Annotated in this window: 20 protein-coding genes, 2 tRNA genes and 1 pseudogene; 15 read left to right on the forward strand and 8 right to left on the reverse strand. The window is 50.0% G+C overall.

Annotation, left to right across the window (positions count from 1 at the left end; all coding sequences use genetic code 11):
- From QGP82_RS25610 to QGP82_RS25645, 8 genes and pseudogenes are all read left to right on the forward strand, one after another.
- A pseudogene (locus QGP82_RS25610) lies at positions 1-2,114 on the forward strand (hypothetical protein); the annotation flags it as partial.
- Entirely contained in the window at positions 2,101-2,940 is an 840-nt protein-coding gene (locus QGP82_RS25615) for a hypothetical protein (RefSeq protein WP_499061431.1), read from the forward strand. The pseudogene QGP82_RS25610 and the gene QGP82_RS25615, both read left to right, overlap by 14 nt.
- A 111-nt stretch (positions 2,941-3,051) precedes the next feature.
- Positions 3,052-3,657 (forward strand): hypothetical protein, encoded by a 606-nt coding sequence (locus QGP82_RS25620; RefSeq protein ID WP_499061432.1) that lies wholly within the window; start codon positions 3,052-3,054, stop codon positions 3,655-3,657.
- Positions 3,657-3,905 carry a hypothetical protein gene (locus QGP82_RS25625; protein WP_499061433.1) on the forward strand — a complete coding sequence of 83 codons (249 nt, stop codon included), beginning with the start codon at positions 3,657-3,659 and terminating at the stop codon, positions 3,903-3,905. Before QGP82_RS25620 ends, QGP82_RS25625 begins: the two co-directional genes overlap by 1 nt.
- On the forward strand, positions 3,902-4,411 hold the full coding sequence (locus tag QGP82_RS25630; RefSeq protein WP_499061434.1) for a hypothetical protein: 510 nt from the start codon (positions 3,902-3,904) through the stop codon (positions 4,409-4,411). Before QGP82_RS25625 ends, QGP82_RS25630 begins: the two co-directional genes overlap by 4 nt.
- A complete protein-coding gene (locus tag QGP82_RS25635; RefSeq protein WP_499061435.1) occupies positions 4,408-5,292 on the forward strand; it encodes a hypothetical protein in 885 nt (294 codons plus the stop codon). Before QGP82_RS25630 ends, QGP82_RS25635 begins: the two co-directional genes overlap by 4 nt.
- Complete coding sequence (locus QGP82_RS25640; protein WP_499061436.1) at positions 5,292-5,486, forward strand: hypothetical protein; 195 nt, start codon at positions 5,292-5,294, stop codon at positions 5,484-5,486. Before QGP82_RS25635 ends, QGP82_RS25640 begins: the two co-directional genes overlap by 1 nt.
- Positions 5,455-6,261 (forward strand): FHA domain-containing protein, encoded by an 807-nt coding sequence (locus tag QGP82_RS25645; protein ID WP_499061437.1) that lies wholly within the window; start codon positions 5,455-5,457, stop codon positions 6,259-6,261. Before QGP82_RS25640 ends, QGP82_RS25645 begins: the two co-directional genes overlap by 32 nt.
- 128 nt (positions 6,262-6,389) lie before the next feature.
- Here the strand turns inward: QGP82_RS25645 and QGP82_RS25650 are convergent, their stop codons facing one another.
- From QGP82_RS25650 to QGP82_RS25675, 6 genes are all read right to left on the reverse strand, one after another.
- The gene (locus QGP82_RS25650; RefSeq protein ID WP_499061438.1) at positions 6,390-6,767 is read right to left on the reverse strand and encodes a hypothetical protein; all 378 of its coding nucleotides are present in this window, start codon (positions 6,765-6,767) and stop codon (positions 6,390-6,392) included.
- 49 nt (positions 6,768-6,816) lie between these two features.
- On the reverse strand, positions 6,817-7,167 hold the full coding sequence (locus QGP82_RS25655) for a hypothetical protein (protein ID WP_499061439.1): 351 nt from the start codon (positions 7,165-7,167) through the stop codon (positions 6,817-6,819).
- Positions 7,167-7,415: a hypothetical protein gene (locus QGP82_RS25660; RefSeq protein ID WP_499061440.1), complete on the reverse strand. Its 249-nt coding sequence runs from the start codon at positions 7,413-7,415 to the stop codon at positions 7,167-7,169. The genes QGP82_RS25655 and QGP82_RS25660 overlap by 1 nt, the downstream gene beginning before the upstream one ends.
- Positions 7,416-7,563: 148 nt before the next feature.
- Complete coding sequence (locus QGP82_RS25665; protein WP_499061441.1) at positions 7,564-8,118, reverse strand: hypothetical protein; 555 nt, start codon at positions 8,116-8,118, stop codon at positions 7,564-7,566.
- Between the two features lie 95 nt (positions 8,119-8,213).
- Positions 8,214-8,498, reverse strand: coding sequence for a hypothetical protein (locus QGP82_RS25670; protein ID WP_499061442.1), 285 nt, complete (start codon positions 8,496-8,498; stop codon positions 8,214-8,216).
- 95 nt (positions 8,499-8,593) lie between these two features.
- A complete protein-coding gene (locus QGP82_RS25675) occupies positions 8,594-8,878 on the reverse strand; it encodes a helix-turn-helix transcriptional regulator (protein WP_499061450.1) in 285 nt (94 codons plus the stop codon).
- 442 nt (positions 8,879-9,320) lie between these two features.
- On the opposite strand from QGP82_RS25675, the gene QGP82_RS25680 reads away from it, so the two are divergent.
- The 7 genes from QGP82_RS25680 (at position 9,321) to QGP82_RS25710 (ending at position 14,234) form a co-directional block, all read left to right on the forward strand.
- Positions 9,321-9,572 (forward strand): hypothetical protein, encoded by a 252-nt coding sequence (locus QGP82_RS25680; RefSeq protein ID WP_499061443.1) that lies wholly within the window; start codon positions 9,321-9,323, stop codon positions 9,570-9,572.
- 72 nt (positions 9,573-9,644) lie between these two features.
- A complete protein-coding gene (locus QGP82_RS25685) occupies positions 9,645-12,083 on the forward strand; it encodes an AAA family ATPase (protein ID WP_499061444.1) in 2,439 nt (812 codons plus the stop codon).
- Positions 12,061-12,990, forward strand: a complete 930-nt coding sequence (locus tag QGP82_RS25690) for a tyrosine-type recombinase/integrase (RefSeq protein WP_499061445.1) — start codon at positions 12,061-12,063, stop codon at positions 12,988-12,990. Before QGP82_RS25685 ends, QGP82_RS25690 begins: the two co-directional genes overlap by 23 nt.
- 2 nt (positions 12,991-12,992) lie before the next feature.
- Entirely contained in the window at positions 12,993-13,217 is a 225-nt protein-coding gene (locus QGP82_RS25695) for a hypothetical protein (RefSeq protein ID WP_499061446.1), read from the forward strand.
- Between the two features lie 117 nt (positions 13,218-13,334).
- Entirely contained in the window at positions 13,335-13,505 is a 171-nt protein-coding gene (locus QGP82_RS25700) for a hypothetical protein (protein WP_499061447.1), read from the forward strand.
- A gap of 89 nt (positions 13,506-13,594) precedes the next feature.
- The gene (locus tag QGP82_RS25705) at positions 13,595-13,849 is read left to right on the forward strand and encodes a hypothetical protein (RefSeq protein WP_499061448.1); all 255 of its coding nucleotides are present in this window, start codon (positions 13,595-13,597) and stop codon (positions 13,847-13,849) included.
- Positions 13,836-14,234, forward strand: coding sequence for an HNH endonuclease (locus QGP82_RS25710; protein WP_499061449.1), 399 nt, complete (start codon positions 13,836-13,838; stop codon positions 14,232-14,234). The genes QGP82_RS25705 and QGP82_RS25710 overlap by 14 nt, the downstream gene beginning before the upstream one ends.
- A gap of 77 nt (positions 14,235-14,311) precedes the next feature.
- Here the strand turns inward: QGP82_RS25710 and QGP82_RS25715 are convergent.
- Positions 14,312-14,383 (reverse strand) — tRNA-Thr (locus QGP82_RS25715).
- 12 nt (positions 14,384-14,395) lie between these two features.
- A tRNA-Tyr gene (locus QGP82_RS25720) sits at positions 14,396-14,480 on the reverse strand.
- Positions 14,481-14,555 lie beyond the last annotated feature (75 nt).

Below are 14,555 nucleotides of genomic sequence, written 5' to 3' on the forward strand. Positions count from 1 at the left end.
TGTCCCCAGTGAGGGCGGCGGCGCAAGGGATGAGATTACAGGTCCCCAGAGCTAGAACGGCCATCCAATCCGTAAGACTTCCAGCCCCCGCAAATGTTCTTTCAAATCTATCCGGTCCCCAGAAAGCCAGCGCTGCCTTAGCTACCGCCACAGCCGTAGGGACAGCGGCCTACAATCTCGGTCAAGGCCAAGGGCCTGCCCAGGCCACAGCAAGAGCCTTAGCTGACCCCTTCTCAAGTGCCGCAGGAATGATCAGCGAAGGCCTACTCAACGCCCCTGCTGGACTGGCATCCACATCAGCGGCCCTCATGAGGGGACGTTCAGCATCTGACGCCGTTCAAGCTGGCAGACGGTTCGACAACTCGCTAGGCGCTGATGCCGTTTCCGGGAGAGTCAATGACTTCTTCGGCAATATAGGTAAGGGGATAGACAGCTTTTTCGGCTGGAGCAGAGCACCACACAGGCAAAGCCGGGAAACACCTGATCCAAGCTACGGGACTGAGCCTGACTTCTGGGGGGAATCCGGGAAGAGGTACGACGTCACTTACGAGCCATCCAGAAAATACGGCGAAGGCTCCTCTCAAGGGGAAACCGACTGGATTCCACTAGGGCCAAGAACAGAGAGGGGGGTAACTGGACCGATCGGAAAGACCAGCTACAGTGACCCCGACAATATCACTGGAAAACACAAGTACATTGGCGTCACCTCTCCTGATGGCGCGTCCCAGACATTCGATAAATTCAGAGAAAGGCATATCGTATTCGGCACAGGAACGAGCAATTCAGACGTCATTGACGTTCGACTTGAAATTATTGATGTAGTCGAGGTCTCTAGCGGGAAATCAGCAAGCAAAAAGCCGAACCCATACGTTCCTCAACCGGCACCCCGGACACCGGGGTATGGTGAGAGCCAGTCATCTCCTGAGCCAAGTACGTCAACACCCAGTCCAGCCTCCCTCGCCCTGCCCGCAGCAGCTGCAATCGGTCTCGGTGCCGCTGCTGGGCTTGGGGGACCCGGACCCGCGAAGCCCAGCACGCCAGCGGGTGGGCCAGGGGGTAAGCCGAGCACTCCGAGCCTGCCTAGACCGGCAAACAAGCCGAGTGCTGCGCCTGGCAACGGTGGGGGTGGTCAACCTAACCTGCCCCCTGGAAAGAAAGGCGACAAATGTGGCTGTAACAAAGGGATCTTGGATGGCGTTAAAAAGCTATTCGCCAACAATGCTACTGATGCCGCCCAGCTGGGGTTATTGGCAAAAATTGATGCGACCACCACGGCCAATAGTGTTGGCATCGCTGCTAACAATGCGCAAGGCGTCACGATATTAACCCGGTTGCAACAGGCTCAACAATTTGCCGAAAAGGCCTGGCAAAACACCCATATCGATAAGCTCATTAATCTCATGACCCTCGTCACCGTGCTCCACAATGGCGCGATGATCAGCCGTGACATTGGCGAAACGCTGGGCTATGTCGTGAGCAATGCCTTAGCCGCTGTTGGGGTCAAGGACGAGGATGGCAACGCCCTTGATATCAATGGTTTAGTGGGTGATAGTGTCACCAATTTCATTAAATCCGTGGTGGGTGAAGATGTTTATGAAGACACCCGCACCAGCTGGCAAAAGGCCAATCGCGTGCTTCAGGCTGGTAGTAACATCATTTGGACCATTCGCAACATCAGCGATACCACGTCAGACCTGCTGGAATGGACTGCCGAGAATACCGGCAAGATTGGCAATGCGCTTAAAAAATATGGAGTCGTAGGAGAGCGCTCATATCCCTGGATGGCTGAGCGTGCCAGGGTGCAAGATTCCTATCGCAATAAGCTCAGCCGTGTGTTTGAGGGCCTGGAGTCAGTCGAAGACACCGCTGATAGTCTCGCCGTCGTCACTTCCAATGTTCGTGAAATTCAAGAGGAAGTCACCGAACTGGGAGAAGCGCGTCAACGGTTTAAAGATGCGATCGCAGATGTGGGACCCGACGATATCCCAGGGCAACCAGAGAATGAACCAATAGCCACCGCTGCCACCAATGAACAGCAAGTCAGTCAAGGCCCAGATGTAGTTATTGGAACCGACGCTGCTAAAGGAGACCCTCCAGACGATGCCACTCCCTGACAACTTCAGCCCAGTTGAACACCTTCAAGACACCATCCGCCGTACATTCAAGCGAGAAATACGTGAATGGTTCAAAGATATGGACCTGGATGGTGATTTAGATATCAGCACTCCTCGGAGCAGCCTGGCGCTAGCCTGTGACCATCGTGATGATGACTCATTCAACATGACTATCGGTCGAATGCTGCTATTTGAAACAATGCGCGGTCGCTTTGCAGATCAGCTTCTACGTGGTGGTTCAGATGGTGTTGACGTTACCCGCTACAAGGCTGCTGTCCACCGAAAGTTAAAGCCTCAAATCGTACTTAGATTTGCTGAAGATGTTGGCGACACAGAAGCGGGTTATGCTCCTGTCGATGGTCGAATCTCTTTCAGATTAATGAATTACGATTCATCTACCATCACTGAGCCTATTGCTTTAACCTATGCCAACCGCATTAAAGCTAATTTCATGCAGGCTGAGGGCTTTATGTGGAAGAAAGGTAGAGAAATGTGCTCTTACACGGATTGGGAAAGAGGATACCAGCTACAGTTGCTCTGTCGTTCAGAAAATGAAGGTCGTCGAGTAGTAGAACAAGTTCTCGATATTCAACAGGACACCCCAGACTGGGCTCGCTTCAATCATGAGGTCAATGCAGAACCAGCAGATGCTTATCCAGTAGTTCCTGACTTAGACCGCGTTTATGGAGTAACCCGTCGCCTCCCTCGAACTCGCCCAGTCGCAACCGTCCGTTTCCAATGGGCTAAGTTATTGGTGCATGGTTTACCGGCCCCTATCATCTTGGTAGACCGATCAGGCATTTTGCCTAATGCACTCGTCAATTAGTCTAACTCTGAGCACTAGAAAACTTTAGCTAGAAAGGTGTCACCTTTCCGGGCAAAAACTTTCTATATTTCAAGAGCTATAACGTAGGGGCTCCACCTCAGATAATTCACTATGGCTAGACGACCATCAAGCTGGGTATTGCGCCGCCGAGCTGCTCAAGCTGAAGCCCGAGAGAACTACTACGCGACGCGCAACGATAGTACCGATACGTTTAATTCCAACGTGGAATCATTGCCCCGAATCCAGGTTGGTTATCGTTCACTGAATCAAAAAATTGGGGCGACGCCAGTACATGCCAGCCTTCTTGTGCGTGCATCAGAAACCGCTGTCAAGTGGTTTGAAGGTGTTGCCGATACCGGCGAGCTGACCGCTGCCAACACCCGATTAGGGTTGGAATACGCAGATTTAGCAGACTACATCGAGATCACTAAATTTGAGATTTCCAAAATACACGCTGTTTTAGGCGCAACAACGCCCGTTGCTAAGCGTACGCCTTGGGGAACTCGTTACCTCAGCTACACCAAGAGTGGTGAAGGGACGGCACGCAGTAGCTATACCGCGCCCATTTCACAGAAAACGGGTGATTTCACAGCGGCTGATTTGAGGGCTGCGGCTCAGGCCATTGCTAGCTTGGCCGCGATCCGAACTGAAATCAAAGAAAACGGTCGGATGTGGATGGAACCCGAAAGTGAGGACTACACCCTGGATACCGACTAATGCAAACGCTCTCGCTAGATAAAAACGACCTGAGCAACCATCTGGCCACACCGCTGATCATTTTTGACGGTCAAACCCCCGAGGAAATCATGATTGCCGCAGACCAGATGGTGCAACGGTCATTTGCCTTGCAGGGGTTTATCCAAGGACAGCTCAACTGGGATGACTATCTCATGCTGCTGGATGACCATGGCATAGACGCCATACACGCCCACGACGATTGGGTCAACGGCATCACCTACCTATGACGCTTAAACTTGACGTTACGGGAACTGGAAAATGGGAGTTAGCCTATCTCGATACGGTTGTGGCAGAACCAGAGCGGCTGAGGTTTAGACGGAACCACCGCCGACTGATAGACACGTTCGACATCCCGCTAGTCTTTGATACGCACATCCTGGCAGTTGCCGCTAGTTATGCCCAAGCTCCAGCTACTTGGTACAACTGCGCGGATATCATCCAGGTGGTCATAGGGGCCACCATTGATGATCCAGACATCTGGGAAAGTAGTACCGGCGTAGAGTCGATTGTCATAGGCCGTCAGCGACTCCGGCTTAATCAATCCCTGGAGCTGTTTATCTTCCAACCCGTCTCATCCGACTTACGCATTAGTTTCTCTCCCCTGCCGTGGATACCCGAATTCAGCTTTGGCATCTATGCCTTTCGGGGCCAGGCCACAAACAGCATTGAGGAGAAAATCGACGCCGCCAGAGCGCAACTTGTGACCATAGAGGCCAAGATTGACTTGCTATGACATTTACCCGGTCTGTTCAAATAGTGAAGGCGTTCCGCCCAGGAGTACCGATCGCTGAGCTACGGTTCTACCAACCTGGCACGCTTGAAAGCTCCAGTTTGAGGTTTAACACGGTCTATAGCGGAAGAATTATTGAGCTGGCTATTTTTACCGGCCTCAAAACGTTACAGGATATTAACATCTGGATTGAAGACTCAGACGGGGAACGCTTCACCCTGGTTCAAGACCTGAGGCTAAAGCCCAGTGTCAAGCGCGTTGATTTATTGGAATTGCTTGGCGGCGGGGAAGGGCTACGGGTCTCCCCCAATGTCATTCTAGGGGCCACCCTGGCGACCCCCGAACGCCGAGCGACTACCGACGACATCACTATCCTGGGCTATGCCGATGAAGTGGGTGAAACGGCGACAGACCCCGGAACTAGCCCCGATCAGGAGGTCTATTTAACGGTCCCTGAGCAGGCAAGCGATTTATTTATTTCGACTAAAGAGACCAATCGCACAATACCGTGGACAGCGTCCCCGAGAGCCTCTGATGATGTTTGCTATCGAATTGGTGACGACATCACGTTATCGCCAGATGGGAAAGACATCACGCTACCGATTGGCACCTTCGATATTTGGTATCGAATTCATTTTTCCACCATGGAAGGCTATGCCGTGATGGCCATCTTGGATAGCAGCACGTTGGAGCCACTGAACAAAAGCTCAGTGGGTGTGGCTGAACCGGGTAAAGAACCCGGCAAAATCCGGGAATCCATAGGCAGGGCTGTCTTTTTTGTGACGTCACCGATCACCATTAGCGTTGGGGTTGAGTACGCAGATTCGACTGAGGATAAACGGCTGAGTTGGTGGGAATGCTGGTGTCACATACAGAAACGCTGATGGGCTCTATTCCCCCTGGGCAGATTGCCCCGATGGGGACAGCAACCTTGCCTGTCAAGCAGCTGCAAGCGCTCCTGATTAGCCTTAACAATCAGGCGGTTGAGATTTCAATTCGTGATGGATCTCTGGAAATAAAAAACCTCACTGACCACACGGTTTTTTATGCTGGCTCCTGTTTACAGCCAGACGATTAAGCTCAAGTGGCACATGGCAATGCTACAAATCCTTGAGTACAGGCCAGGGCGAGATCAGCCCATTAGACACACGATCAATTTGGCCCGCCTACCGGCCACCATTGGGCGATGGGACCAGGCGACCTACCCAGTGGCTGTTGGCATGGACCCACGACTCGTATTTGTGCGCTCGATTTCTCGTATCCATGCCACGGTGTACCGCGAGGGGGACCAGATCATGCTCAAAGATGGGGGCGACCAACCGAGTAGAAACGGCCTCTGGCGCAATGGTGTGCAATTGAATCGCCCCGTGCGGATCTATGAAGGCTGTGAATATGCGCTCGTGCCCAGGACAGGGGACTATGGGCTACTCCTGAAGTGGCCCGTCACTGAACCGCTTACTGACTATCCCACCCTGGGTCTTGAAGATGTGGATAGTTTGAAAGCGGAGTTGAAGGACTCTGACGAACAAATAGCGACCCTGACGACGCAAGTTGACCAGTTGACGATTCAGCAGGGGGCCACCCGTGATACAGCGCTCTCTCTACAGAAAGAGGTCATTACGATCAAAACGGAACTCAGAACTGTGAAAGCCAAAAATCTGCGTCAAGACTCACGGTTGAAGCAGCAGAACCGTTGGCTATTGGGCCTGGCTATCGTGGTGTTGGCCGCCACATCGCTATTGCTGTTTGGCGACTCCGATACGCTGGAGCTGATTTGCAAAACCGTGCTGTCCGTGATCGGCATTGTCAGCGCGATCGCAGGCTTCAATCATGAAAAAACATCCCAGAGTTAACCCGACTGGATGTCTGCCTAGGCCGCAACTAGTCAACGTAGTTACGCCGGTTTCATTCACAGCCCCCAACGAAGGAATGGAGCGTTGACCTGTGTGACAGTTGGCCTTTTTAGGCCCGATGTAGTCCACTATGCTTTGTAGCCGTCTATTGCCTTCAAAGTTTGAAGGTTTTCTAGTCTCTTAGATGCAGCTAACGGGTCTTTAAGCCCCATTGCCTCAGCAAGTTTTCCAATCGTTGTGATTGTGTAGACGGCACTCTCTTGAAACGACAACAAAATTTCGTATAAGCTACGTTGCCCCATCGAGAGAGAAAGCGTGTAATTAGGATCAACTGTTATATAAAAACAATCATCCAATGCGCCTTCTGACGAGCCATTTATGATGATTTTGTAATTGGATACTTCTTGCTTGGCTTCTTCCTGGCCTGGCAGATCATCATAAAGCCCGTTGTCATGTTCTAGATGCAAGTCTAAGTTTTCCAAATGGTTTTCAACCGGTTCAGTCATAGACATAAGAAAACCCTTCATAGTACTAACATCCGTGATTATATCTTTCCTAATATGGCCAATCGATCGGTTGAGCCGAATGTTCATAGTCAGTATAATCAGCTTCTCCCTGGTCAGTAGGATCATACAAGTCTTCGTCGTCATAAATCACTCTCTCCCCTCTGTATCGATACACCTCGTGGTCCCTAATATTCCAGTCTCTTTGTTTCTGCAAAGGGGCGCGATTTGATTTAGCAATACGTTCATCTATGTCATCAGCAAAGTTCTTTTTCAAAAGCCGTCTAACCTTTGGGTAGTCTTGAGTCGGCACACTGAAAACAACATGATCACCTAAGTCATCGCTGATTTCTACAACAGTTTCATCAGGTTCTTTTGGATTAAACCAATCAAATAAGCCCATTACGCTGCATCCTCCCAGTCATTCCATTCGTCCTGATATCCTTGATTCCCCTGGAAAATCTCTTCTAAATAATCAAAGTCTTGCCACTCATGGCGATAGTCTTCAACGACCCTTGAGCCGATCATCGTCCTTGGCAGACTTTGTCTGTCATCGGGATAACGATCCTCGTCATCTACATAAGCGTCAGAATCGCTGGCAACGGCCAGCAAGCCCATTACTGCTATTAACAACAAAAGTGGTTGAGCCATTTCAGTCTTCCTCGTAGTAGTAAGGTGGGGGTGGCATGGGTGGGCGACGTGTCGGGGGTCTACGGCCCTTAGGTTTTGGCTTTGAAAGAACGGCTTTTGAGAAGAAGATAAACACAAGCCCGAAAACAATAATTGCTAACCCCATCACTCAATCTCCCTGAATGCCCATGGCCTTTAGATCGCTCATGTTTTGCTGGAGTTCTGCGGCTTCTTTGCCTTGCAACATCGACATCACCTTAGACTCAGTTTGATACTGGGCTTTGCGGCGCTCTAGCTCATCTAATTTGCTCCGAAGCGTGGCGTTTGCCTGCTGTGTTTGTTGGATCTGAGTCATCTGGTAGGCGGTGTCTTTATCCATCGCACCCAGTAAGCCATCAGCGAAGGATAATGCTTGATTGACCGCTTCTAGGGGATTATCGAAGGTGGTTAGTTCTACATCACCTCTAAATACGCCTAGGTCGGCAGCGTTAGGCACCACAGCAAGCTGACCAGTGACGCGATGATTGCCCGTCAGAACGTCTGGCTCAGTCGGAGCTGGACGAAACTTGAGGATTTTTTCAACCGCGTCATCGTCATACTCCTTTCGTTTGCCAACCTGTTGGTAATTAAGGTCTCCATAGGTCGTCACGGCTGAATCCCGCCATTTTGCAACGGCTTGAGGGGTAACACTGTACTCTTTTGCGAGGTCTGCAAGGGTAGTCATTTTGGTAACTGGTTAACAACTGGATTGCCAACCAGTTACCAACCAGTTGTGACCGGTTGGTAACTGGTTGTATGGAAAAGGAAGGCAGGGGCTTCTCAGGCGCTCTGTTTCACATGGCCGATGGCGTAAAAGTCACGAACCAGGAAAGCTTCAAGGTCAAGGAAGTAAAAATACATCTGACCTTCTATCTCAACTACGCCGCTTTCTTTAACAACAGAATCTGGACATGACGATAGATCAACCAGTTGTACGCCTATTGAGGTTTCTAAATTCTCGATAGCTTTCAGCCGCTCTCTCAGCTGCTGACTTTCAAGTCTTAGCGCTGAAAACTCTTGAAATAGCTCGTATGGGCTTATTTTTTTGGATTCGTTAGATACCATAAAGAGGTCTCTCCTTTAGGGACATGGCCCTGGGCAACGGGTACCAATCGTGAGTCCAGGGCTGTTAACTGTTTTTCTTGAATTCGCCGGAGCCGCTACGCTCCGGCGTTTTTTTGTGTAACTACCCCCTCCTTAGCAAAACTGTTTGGCATATCAAATATGGAGACACTTAGCAACTCGCAGAGGGCTTTGACCTGCCAGACATATAGCTTTGGCGTTCTTTTACCTGACTCCCAATCAATGATTGTTCTCTCAGACAATTCAAGTGCTTCAGCTACTTGCCTTTGAGTCACCCCCTTTTCTTTTCGTAGTTCCACAAATCCTATGACCGGACTGGCTTCATCAGATTTCTTGCTTATCATACCTGAAACATCTTGCACCTGCAAGTTGTTGCACCTGAAATATCTTTCAGGTATGATGCAACGGGACACCTGCAGGAAAGTCCTTCCTAAACAACATCAACATGCGGAGGAAGATTAACGACCTGTCCCCGCATGTTGATTATCTCAACCCTTGCAAGAGTGGCAGAAAGTGTGTGGCATTAGGCCTCATTTCAAATGAAGTCAAATAGAAAGCAAACTCCCATGTTCTGGCAATCAATAAATCAATTAACCCATGACCTATGCACTTATGTATGGGGCGTTATGAATAATCATCCTTGTTGGAGAGACACCCAGATCGGAATAGTTTGGCCTCTTCAAATTAGGAAACTCGATGCCCCCTATGGCTGCATATTTCAAATAAGCTTTTATCAACCCAAGTTTCAAGTCCTCAACGCCTACGAAATGGAACTTGACTATCTCATGCGTGGAGGGCAATCCAATGCCAATGGGTAGAGATCCGATGGAGTTGACCTGGGTCGTTGCACGTCTGGCAGCGACCAATGCACAGCAGCGCTTCTATGTACTGCGGTTTATGTGGACTGCGATCGAGTCGTTCGAAAAAATGGGACTGCCACCCGAGCAGATCAATGAGCTGCGTGGGCTCTACACCGGCATGGCCGAGGGTGTGTTGTTTTCGGACTTTATTGACCAGCAAAAAAAGGCTGACTCACCGAGCCAGCCTCATAGTTAGTACCGAGATGTGGAGCGGGGCTGTCCGTTAGCCCTTAATATCTTTCGCCTCAGGATCGTTCCTGAAATCAACATGTTCAAGATAGTAGATTTCGTCCAGTTTGACAGTGCTGGTCGAGCACAATGTCCTTGCTGCCTCAGAGACGGTAAAAAGAGCAAGAATCTAGCACTGGTCCCTGATGCTGATGGCGCTTACAAATGCCATCGAGGGCATTCCGCCGAGGAAATCAGAGAAGCACTCGGCCAGCCCAAAGCCCGAACAGTACCACCGCCAGACAAGCACTCTAAGGCGATGGTCTCACCCCAAAAAGTCAAACAGGCCCACGAAACACTCATGGGCAAATCAGTGTTAGCTAAGCAATGGCTGATCAATCGCGGCATTACTGAGTCACTGATTAAGAAGTACCAATTAGGCATTGCCAGGACCAAAGTTGGTGATGCTTACATGGGGTCGATATCCATCCCAATTCCCAACGCCCACAAAACGGCCTACTGGCAAAAGAAACGTGTAGGGCCATGGTTGCTAGACAAGGATAAACAGGAGGACTATCGCCCTTGGAGCCAATGGGGTATTCCTCAGATGGTGTACTTCACCCATCACCCCCCAGGTGCGATCGCAACCTATTTATGTGAAGGCGAGTGGGATGCCATGGTGTTGGGCCATCTATTTAAAGATGACCCGAACACAGCGATCGCATGTTTCACCTGTGGAGCTGGCAATATTCCACCCGTAGAAGAACTTGACCGCCTCCCTGGGGATGTGGTCATTTTTTATGACTTGGACGAGGCCGGACGTAAGGGCGCTGACAAACTATCGTCCACCCTGGGCAGACGTTCAAAAATTGCCCAGGTACCTACCAAGGAGCAAAATTCAGGCCCCCCAAAAGGGTGGGATATTAGCGATTACTTGCTAGCCACTGCCCCGGAGGAAGCAAGACGGACAATCAAACTGGCATCCAAAAATGCGATCGCATGGGAGCCACCACCATCAGCAAATGCATTAAGGGAACGCCTGGTCACCAATGATGAGCTGATGGCCAGAGCAGCTGACTACACTGATTGGCTAGTCGATGACATCCTGACAGCTGACGAACTGTTTCTACTGGCTGCATCCCCCAGAGCCGGAAAGTCCCTCATGGCGTTCACCTTGGCGAAAGATGTCGCCACCGGTGGCAAATTTTTAGGCCGGCCAACGAGTAAAGGAGCCGTCATCTATGTCCGCTGTGAGGACAGCGAGACCAAAACTAAGGAACGCGAACTCAAACAAGGATGGGGCGAAGGACTTCCCGTCTACTGGCTGGATAAGTTCAAACTCAACGAGGTAACCGAGCTAGAAGAACTCGTGGAAGAGCTGGGCGCACGCCTCGTGGTGTTTGACACCCTGAGTCGGATCAGAGACTCCAGCATTAGTGAGTCATCGGCAGAGATGTCACAGCTACTGGAGCCGCTCCAAGAAATGTGTAAGCGTCAACGGTGCTGTGGACTACTGGTCCACCACACCGGCAAAGTCAATCTAAACAACGCGGGTGATATCGAAGTATTTGACACCATCCGAGGCAGCAGCGCCATCAGGGCAACATGCCGAGGGACACTCATCTTAGCCGCAGATGACCGCTGCCACCGACTCCATGTTGAAAACGGCTGGGGCAAATTAGACCTTCAGATCGTCCTAGATGCACACACGCTCAACTGGAAATTAATCGGCAACTGGAAAGGGCCGAACGTTGAAGTCAGCCAGAAAGACCGTGTATTGGAATATCTAAACAAGGTTGGAGCGTCCACACTTACCCAGATAGCAGAACAAACCAATTTGCCTAAGAAAAGCCTGTACGAAGTACTTAAGCGACTCCAGGCTGATGACATGGTGGAAAAACGAGGTCAGCGTCAGGGCGCTATTTACACACGAAAGGCAATTCAACAGATTCAACAGTTGAATACCTTGTTGAATTGCTCAAACGCAGACACAGAGAAGAATAGAGATACTTTTTCAACACCTAAGCAAGTAGGGGGACCCCCTCAAAAAAGTGGACTTTTAGAAAAAAGTGAACCTAAGGATAGAGATGAATCTATAGATACCAGTGTTGAATTAGGGGGAAAAGTGGATCGAAAAGTGGATCTGGGGCTGGAATCCTCTGCTGGAGAGGGTTTGGGCGATGCCGACATTGACCCTAGATCCACTTTTGCTTCCCGCACATCTAGAGAGGTGTTGAATAAATCGCTGAAATCCTCTGCTGATGGGGAATACAGCGATTCAACAGCAATTCAACACTATTCAACAAGTGCTGAAGAAAGTACAAAAGTGGATCTGAATCCGGGCGATATCGTTCGCTATATCGGCTCAAAGTCAACCATGTCAAGGCTTTGTGGGAGAAAGCACCTAAAAGTACTGAATGTTGAAAACGAGGTGGCTGTAATTCAACACAAAGATTGGGCCGTTACTCAGTCAATCGTGTTTGGTGAACTCAAGCTTTTGAAGCGCAAAGGGGGAGATGGATCGCCAGATAACCCCTAGAGAGCTTTGGTACCTATGGCTTGCCTATGTCGAGTACAAAACCCCCTACGTCGCCCCTAGCACCGTTGTTCGGGATTACGCCAAGTTTGAAAAACGGATACTCAAAATGATGAAAGAAAAACCAGATATCAATGATGCGCGCGATATCCGCGCCTGGCTATTGGACAACTTCTCACTAGAAACCGCCAGACGAACCATTCAACAATTCAACGCCGCCTGTAAGTTTGCCGTCGCTATGGGTGATCTGCCCGTCAACCCATTCGATGGGCTTACTCGTTACTGGGGCAAGCGTCGCCGGATAACCGAGGATAACTACACCGCATTCACGCCCCAGGAACGCAAGGCGATCATTGATGCGTTTGAGCGGGACCATCCGTTCTATGCGTTTTGGGTCAAGTTTCTGTTCCTCACCGGCTGTAGACCAGAGGAAGCCAGTGCTCTCAAATGGGGGGATGTGGCCTCTGACTTCAGCGAGATTCTGATTAATAAAGCGCTGCCGGTCGATACCAGGATTGAACAACCAACCAAGACCTATCGCTCTACGCGGTTTCCCTGCAATGCCCAGATGAAACGATTGCTTGAAGAGCTGCGGACTCGAAACTACAGGGAGGACATCAACCCAGAGACGGTGAGTACTCACTGGTTGATTCCATCGGTCAAGGGTGGCCCTTTCGACTACAAAAACTTTCAAACTCGCTACTGGCGACCCACCGTTGAGCAATTGGTGCGCGATCGCAAGGTGGCCTTCTACTTCAGCGAATACCATGCACGCCACACCTTTATTACCGAGCTGGTCAAAAAAGGCATGGATGAGCAAGACATCTCTTATTTATGTCGAACCAGCGTCGCCATGATTCAGCGCTGCTATGCCAGCCAGTCCAGAAGCGTTAGTGTACCGGAGTTTTAGCTGTGGAAAATTACTATCAACCTAATTCCAAATCACGTGCTGAAGTAACCCAGCGATATATGAACGCTGCTCCGATAGAGGTAGGTAATAGAGCTGTCTTAATTGCAGATACGGCAAAGTTAATAGCTTTATTGCTCGAAGACAGCATGGATATTCCTGGCAGAGAAATTCCGATTGACGTCTTGATCAAAGCATCAATATTTGCCTGCTCTGAATCAGTGGACTAAAAGCGGCCTGAAATGGCCAACTGTCACACACTCAAAACCCGCATTCTTTCGTAAACCCCGCAACTTGAACCACGCATCAATGCGTTGAGCAGTTACTGATTCACACAGGAAATCACCATGCAAATATCACTGCCTAAGAAATGGTTTCTCGAAATCCGATCGCCGATTCATTTCGAGCCAAACCCTATGACCAATGGGGGATACTATATTGTCTTTTTCCCACCTATCAGCCTGTATCGAGCATCTACAGGGGATTCTAAGCCAAGTTACGACGACATTCCGTTTTAAGAAGGCCCTGTAGAAAATGAGCGACATTTTGAAATGGTCTTCAGAACCATTCATTCATGAAGACGTTGAAGAGATGGACTATGAAATAGATGACAGGGAATGTCCAGAGTGTGGCCACTATCCAACGCACTGGCGCTTATGTGATCACCCAGGGTGTGACGACGGCGACGTTTCACTCTATGAGAAAGATGCGATCAACTTTGCCCCTGGTGATGTTGAAGACTGTCCAGAATGCCAAGGTACTGGTGTTCTCTGGTGGTGCCCAAAGTGTGGAGCGGAGCTATCCACACTTTATTCAAATGAGGAAGAGTAACTACGGAGCGTTTAACTATGCCGATGGATAGGAGTTTGTATCCCGATAACTGGGATGAGATCGCACTCAAAATTAAGAATGAGGCTAAATGGGTATGCGACGACTGCGGAAAAATATGCCGAAAATCTGGCGAGTCAGTGGATGAATTTGTGGTTCGTATGAATGCAATAAACCAGCTGTTCTCAGGCTGGCCAGAGGATATATCTGTATCTGAATCTGAGGTTAGGGCTCACCCACAGCGATGGACATTGACCGTGGCTCACCTTGACCACCAGCCCGAAAATTGCGATCTCGCCAACCTCAAAGCGCTCTGTGCTCCATGCCATTGTCGGTATGACCTGCAGCCGTCATCAATGTTTGTAAAAAAGCAGTTGAAGCTTGAAAGGCGTGGTCAGCTAAGGCTGGAGGTGGGTTGATTAGACTGTGCCAATTTCCTACCTGGCCAGGTCTAACAATGCCTGATAAATAAGGATTTCCACTGTGACAGTTGTAAAGCCTTCAACGAGAATTGAACTCGTGACCTCTCCCTTACCAAGGGAGTGCTCTACCGCTGAGCTATGAAGGCAAAAAGATTATGTGGTGGGCCGTGTTGGATTCGAACCAACGTAGGCGTAGCCAGCGGATTTACAGTCCGCCCCCATTAACCACTCGGGCAACGACCCTCTACCACATACACCGATAAATATACCGGCAATGCCAGGAGGCGGACTTGAACCGCCGACACGAGGATTTTCAGT

Source organism: Leptothoe sp. LEGE 181152 (assembly GCF_032906605.1).
GTDB classification, from domain to species: Bacteria; Cyanobacteriota; Cyanobacteriia; order Phormidesmidales; family Phormidesmidaceae; genus Leptothoe; species Leptothoe turfae.

Coding starts and splice junctions, on each gene's coding strand:
- QGP82_RS25700 (WP_499061447.1), top strand. CDS start 13,335: ATGCAAATATCACTGCCTAAGAAATGGTTTCTCGAAATCCGATCGCCG.
- QGP82_RS25625 (WP_499061433.1), top strand. CDS start 3,657: ATGCAAACGCTCTCGCTAGATAAAAACGACCTGAGCAACCATCTGGCC.
- QGP82_RS25680 (WP_499061443.1), top strand. CDS start 9,321: ATGCCAATGGGTAGAGATCCGATGGAGTTGACCTGGGTCGTTGCACGT.
- QGP82_RS25665 (WP_499061441.1), bottom strand. CDS start 8,118: ATGACTACCCTTGCAGACCTCGCAAAAGAGTACAGTGTTACCCCTCAA.
- QGP82_RS25640 (WP_499061436.1), top strand. CDS start 5,292: ATGGGCTCTATTCCCCCTGGGCAGATTGCCCCGATGGGGACAGCAACC.
- QGP82_RS25660 (WP_499061440.1), bottom strand. CDS start 7,415: ATGGCTCAACCACTTTTGTTGTTAATAGCAGTAATGGGCTTGCTGGCC.
- QGP82_RS25615 (WP_499061431.1), top strand. CDS start 2,101: ATGCCACTCCCTGACAACTTCAGCCCAGTTGAACACCTTCAAGACACC.
- QGP82_RS25655 (WP_499061439.1), bottom strand. CDS start 7,167: ATGGGCTTATTTGATTGGTTTAATCCAAAAGAACCTGATGAAACTGTT.
- QGP82_RS25630 (WP_499061434.1), top strand. CDS start 3,902: ATGACGCTTAAACTTGACGTTACGGGAACTGGAAAATGGGAGTTAGCC.
- QGP82_RS25685 (WP_499061444.1), top strand. CDS start 9,645: ATGTTCAAGATAGTAGATTTCGTCCAGTTTGACAGTGCTGGTCGAGCA.
- QGP82_RS25650 (WP_499061438.1), bottom strand. CDS start 6,767: ATGACTGAACCGGTTGAAAACCATTTGGAAAACTTAGACTTGCATCTA.
- QGP82_RS25710 (WP_499061449.1), top strand. CDS start 13,836: ATGCCGATGGATAGGAGTTTGTATCCCGATAACTGGGATGAGATCGCA.
- QGP82_RS25705 (WP_499061448.1), top strand. CDS start 13,595: ATGACAGGGAATGTCCAGAGTGTGGCCACTATCCAACGCACTGGCGCT.
- QGP82_RS25635 (WP_499061435.1), top strand. CDS start 4,408: ATGACATTTACCCGGTCTGTTCAAATAGTGAAGGCGTTCCGCCCAGGA.
- QGP82_RS25645 (WP_499061437.1), top strand. CDS start 5,455: ATGCTGGCTCCTGTTTACAGCCAGACGATTAAGCTCAAGTGGCACATG.
- QGP82_RS25690 (WP_499061445.1), top strand. CDS start 12,061: ATGGATCGCCAGATAACCCCTAGAGAGCTTTGGTACCTATGGCTTGCC.
- QGP82_RS25620 (WP_499061432.1), top strand. CDS start 3,052: ATGGCTAGACGACCATCAAGCTGGGTATTGCGCCGCCGAGCTGCTCAA.
- QGP82_RS25670 (WP_499061442.1), bottom strand. CDS start 8,498: ATGGTATCTAACGAATCCAAAAAAATAAGCCCATACGAGCTATTTCAA.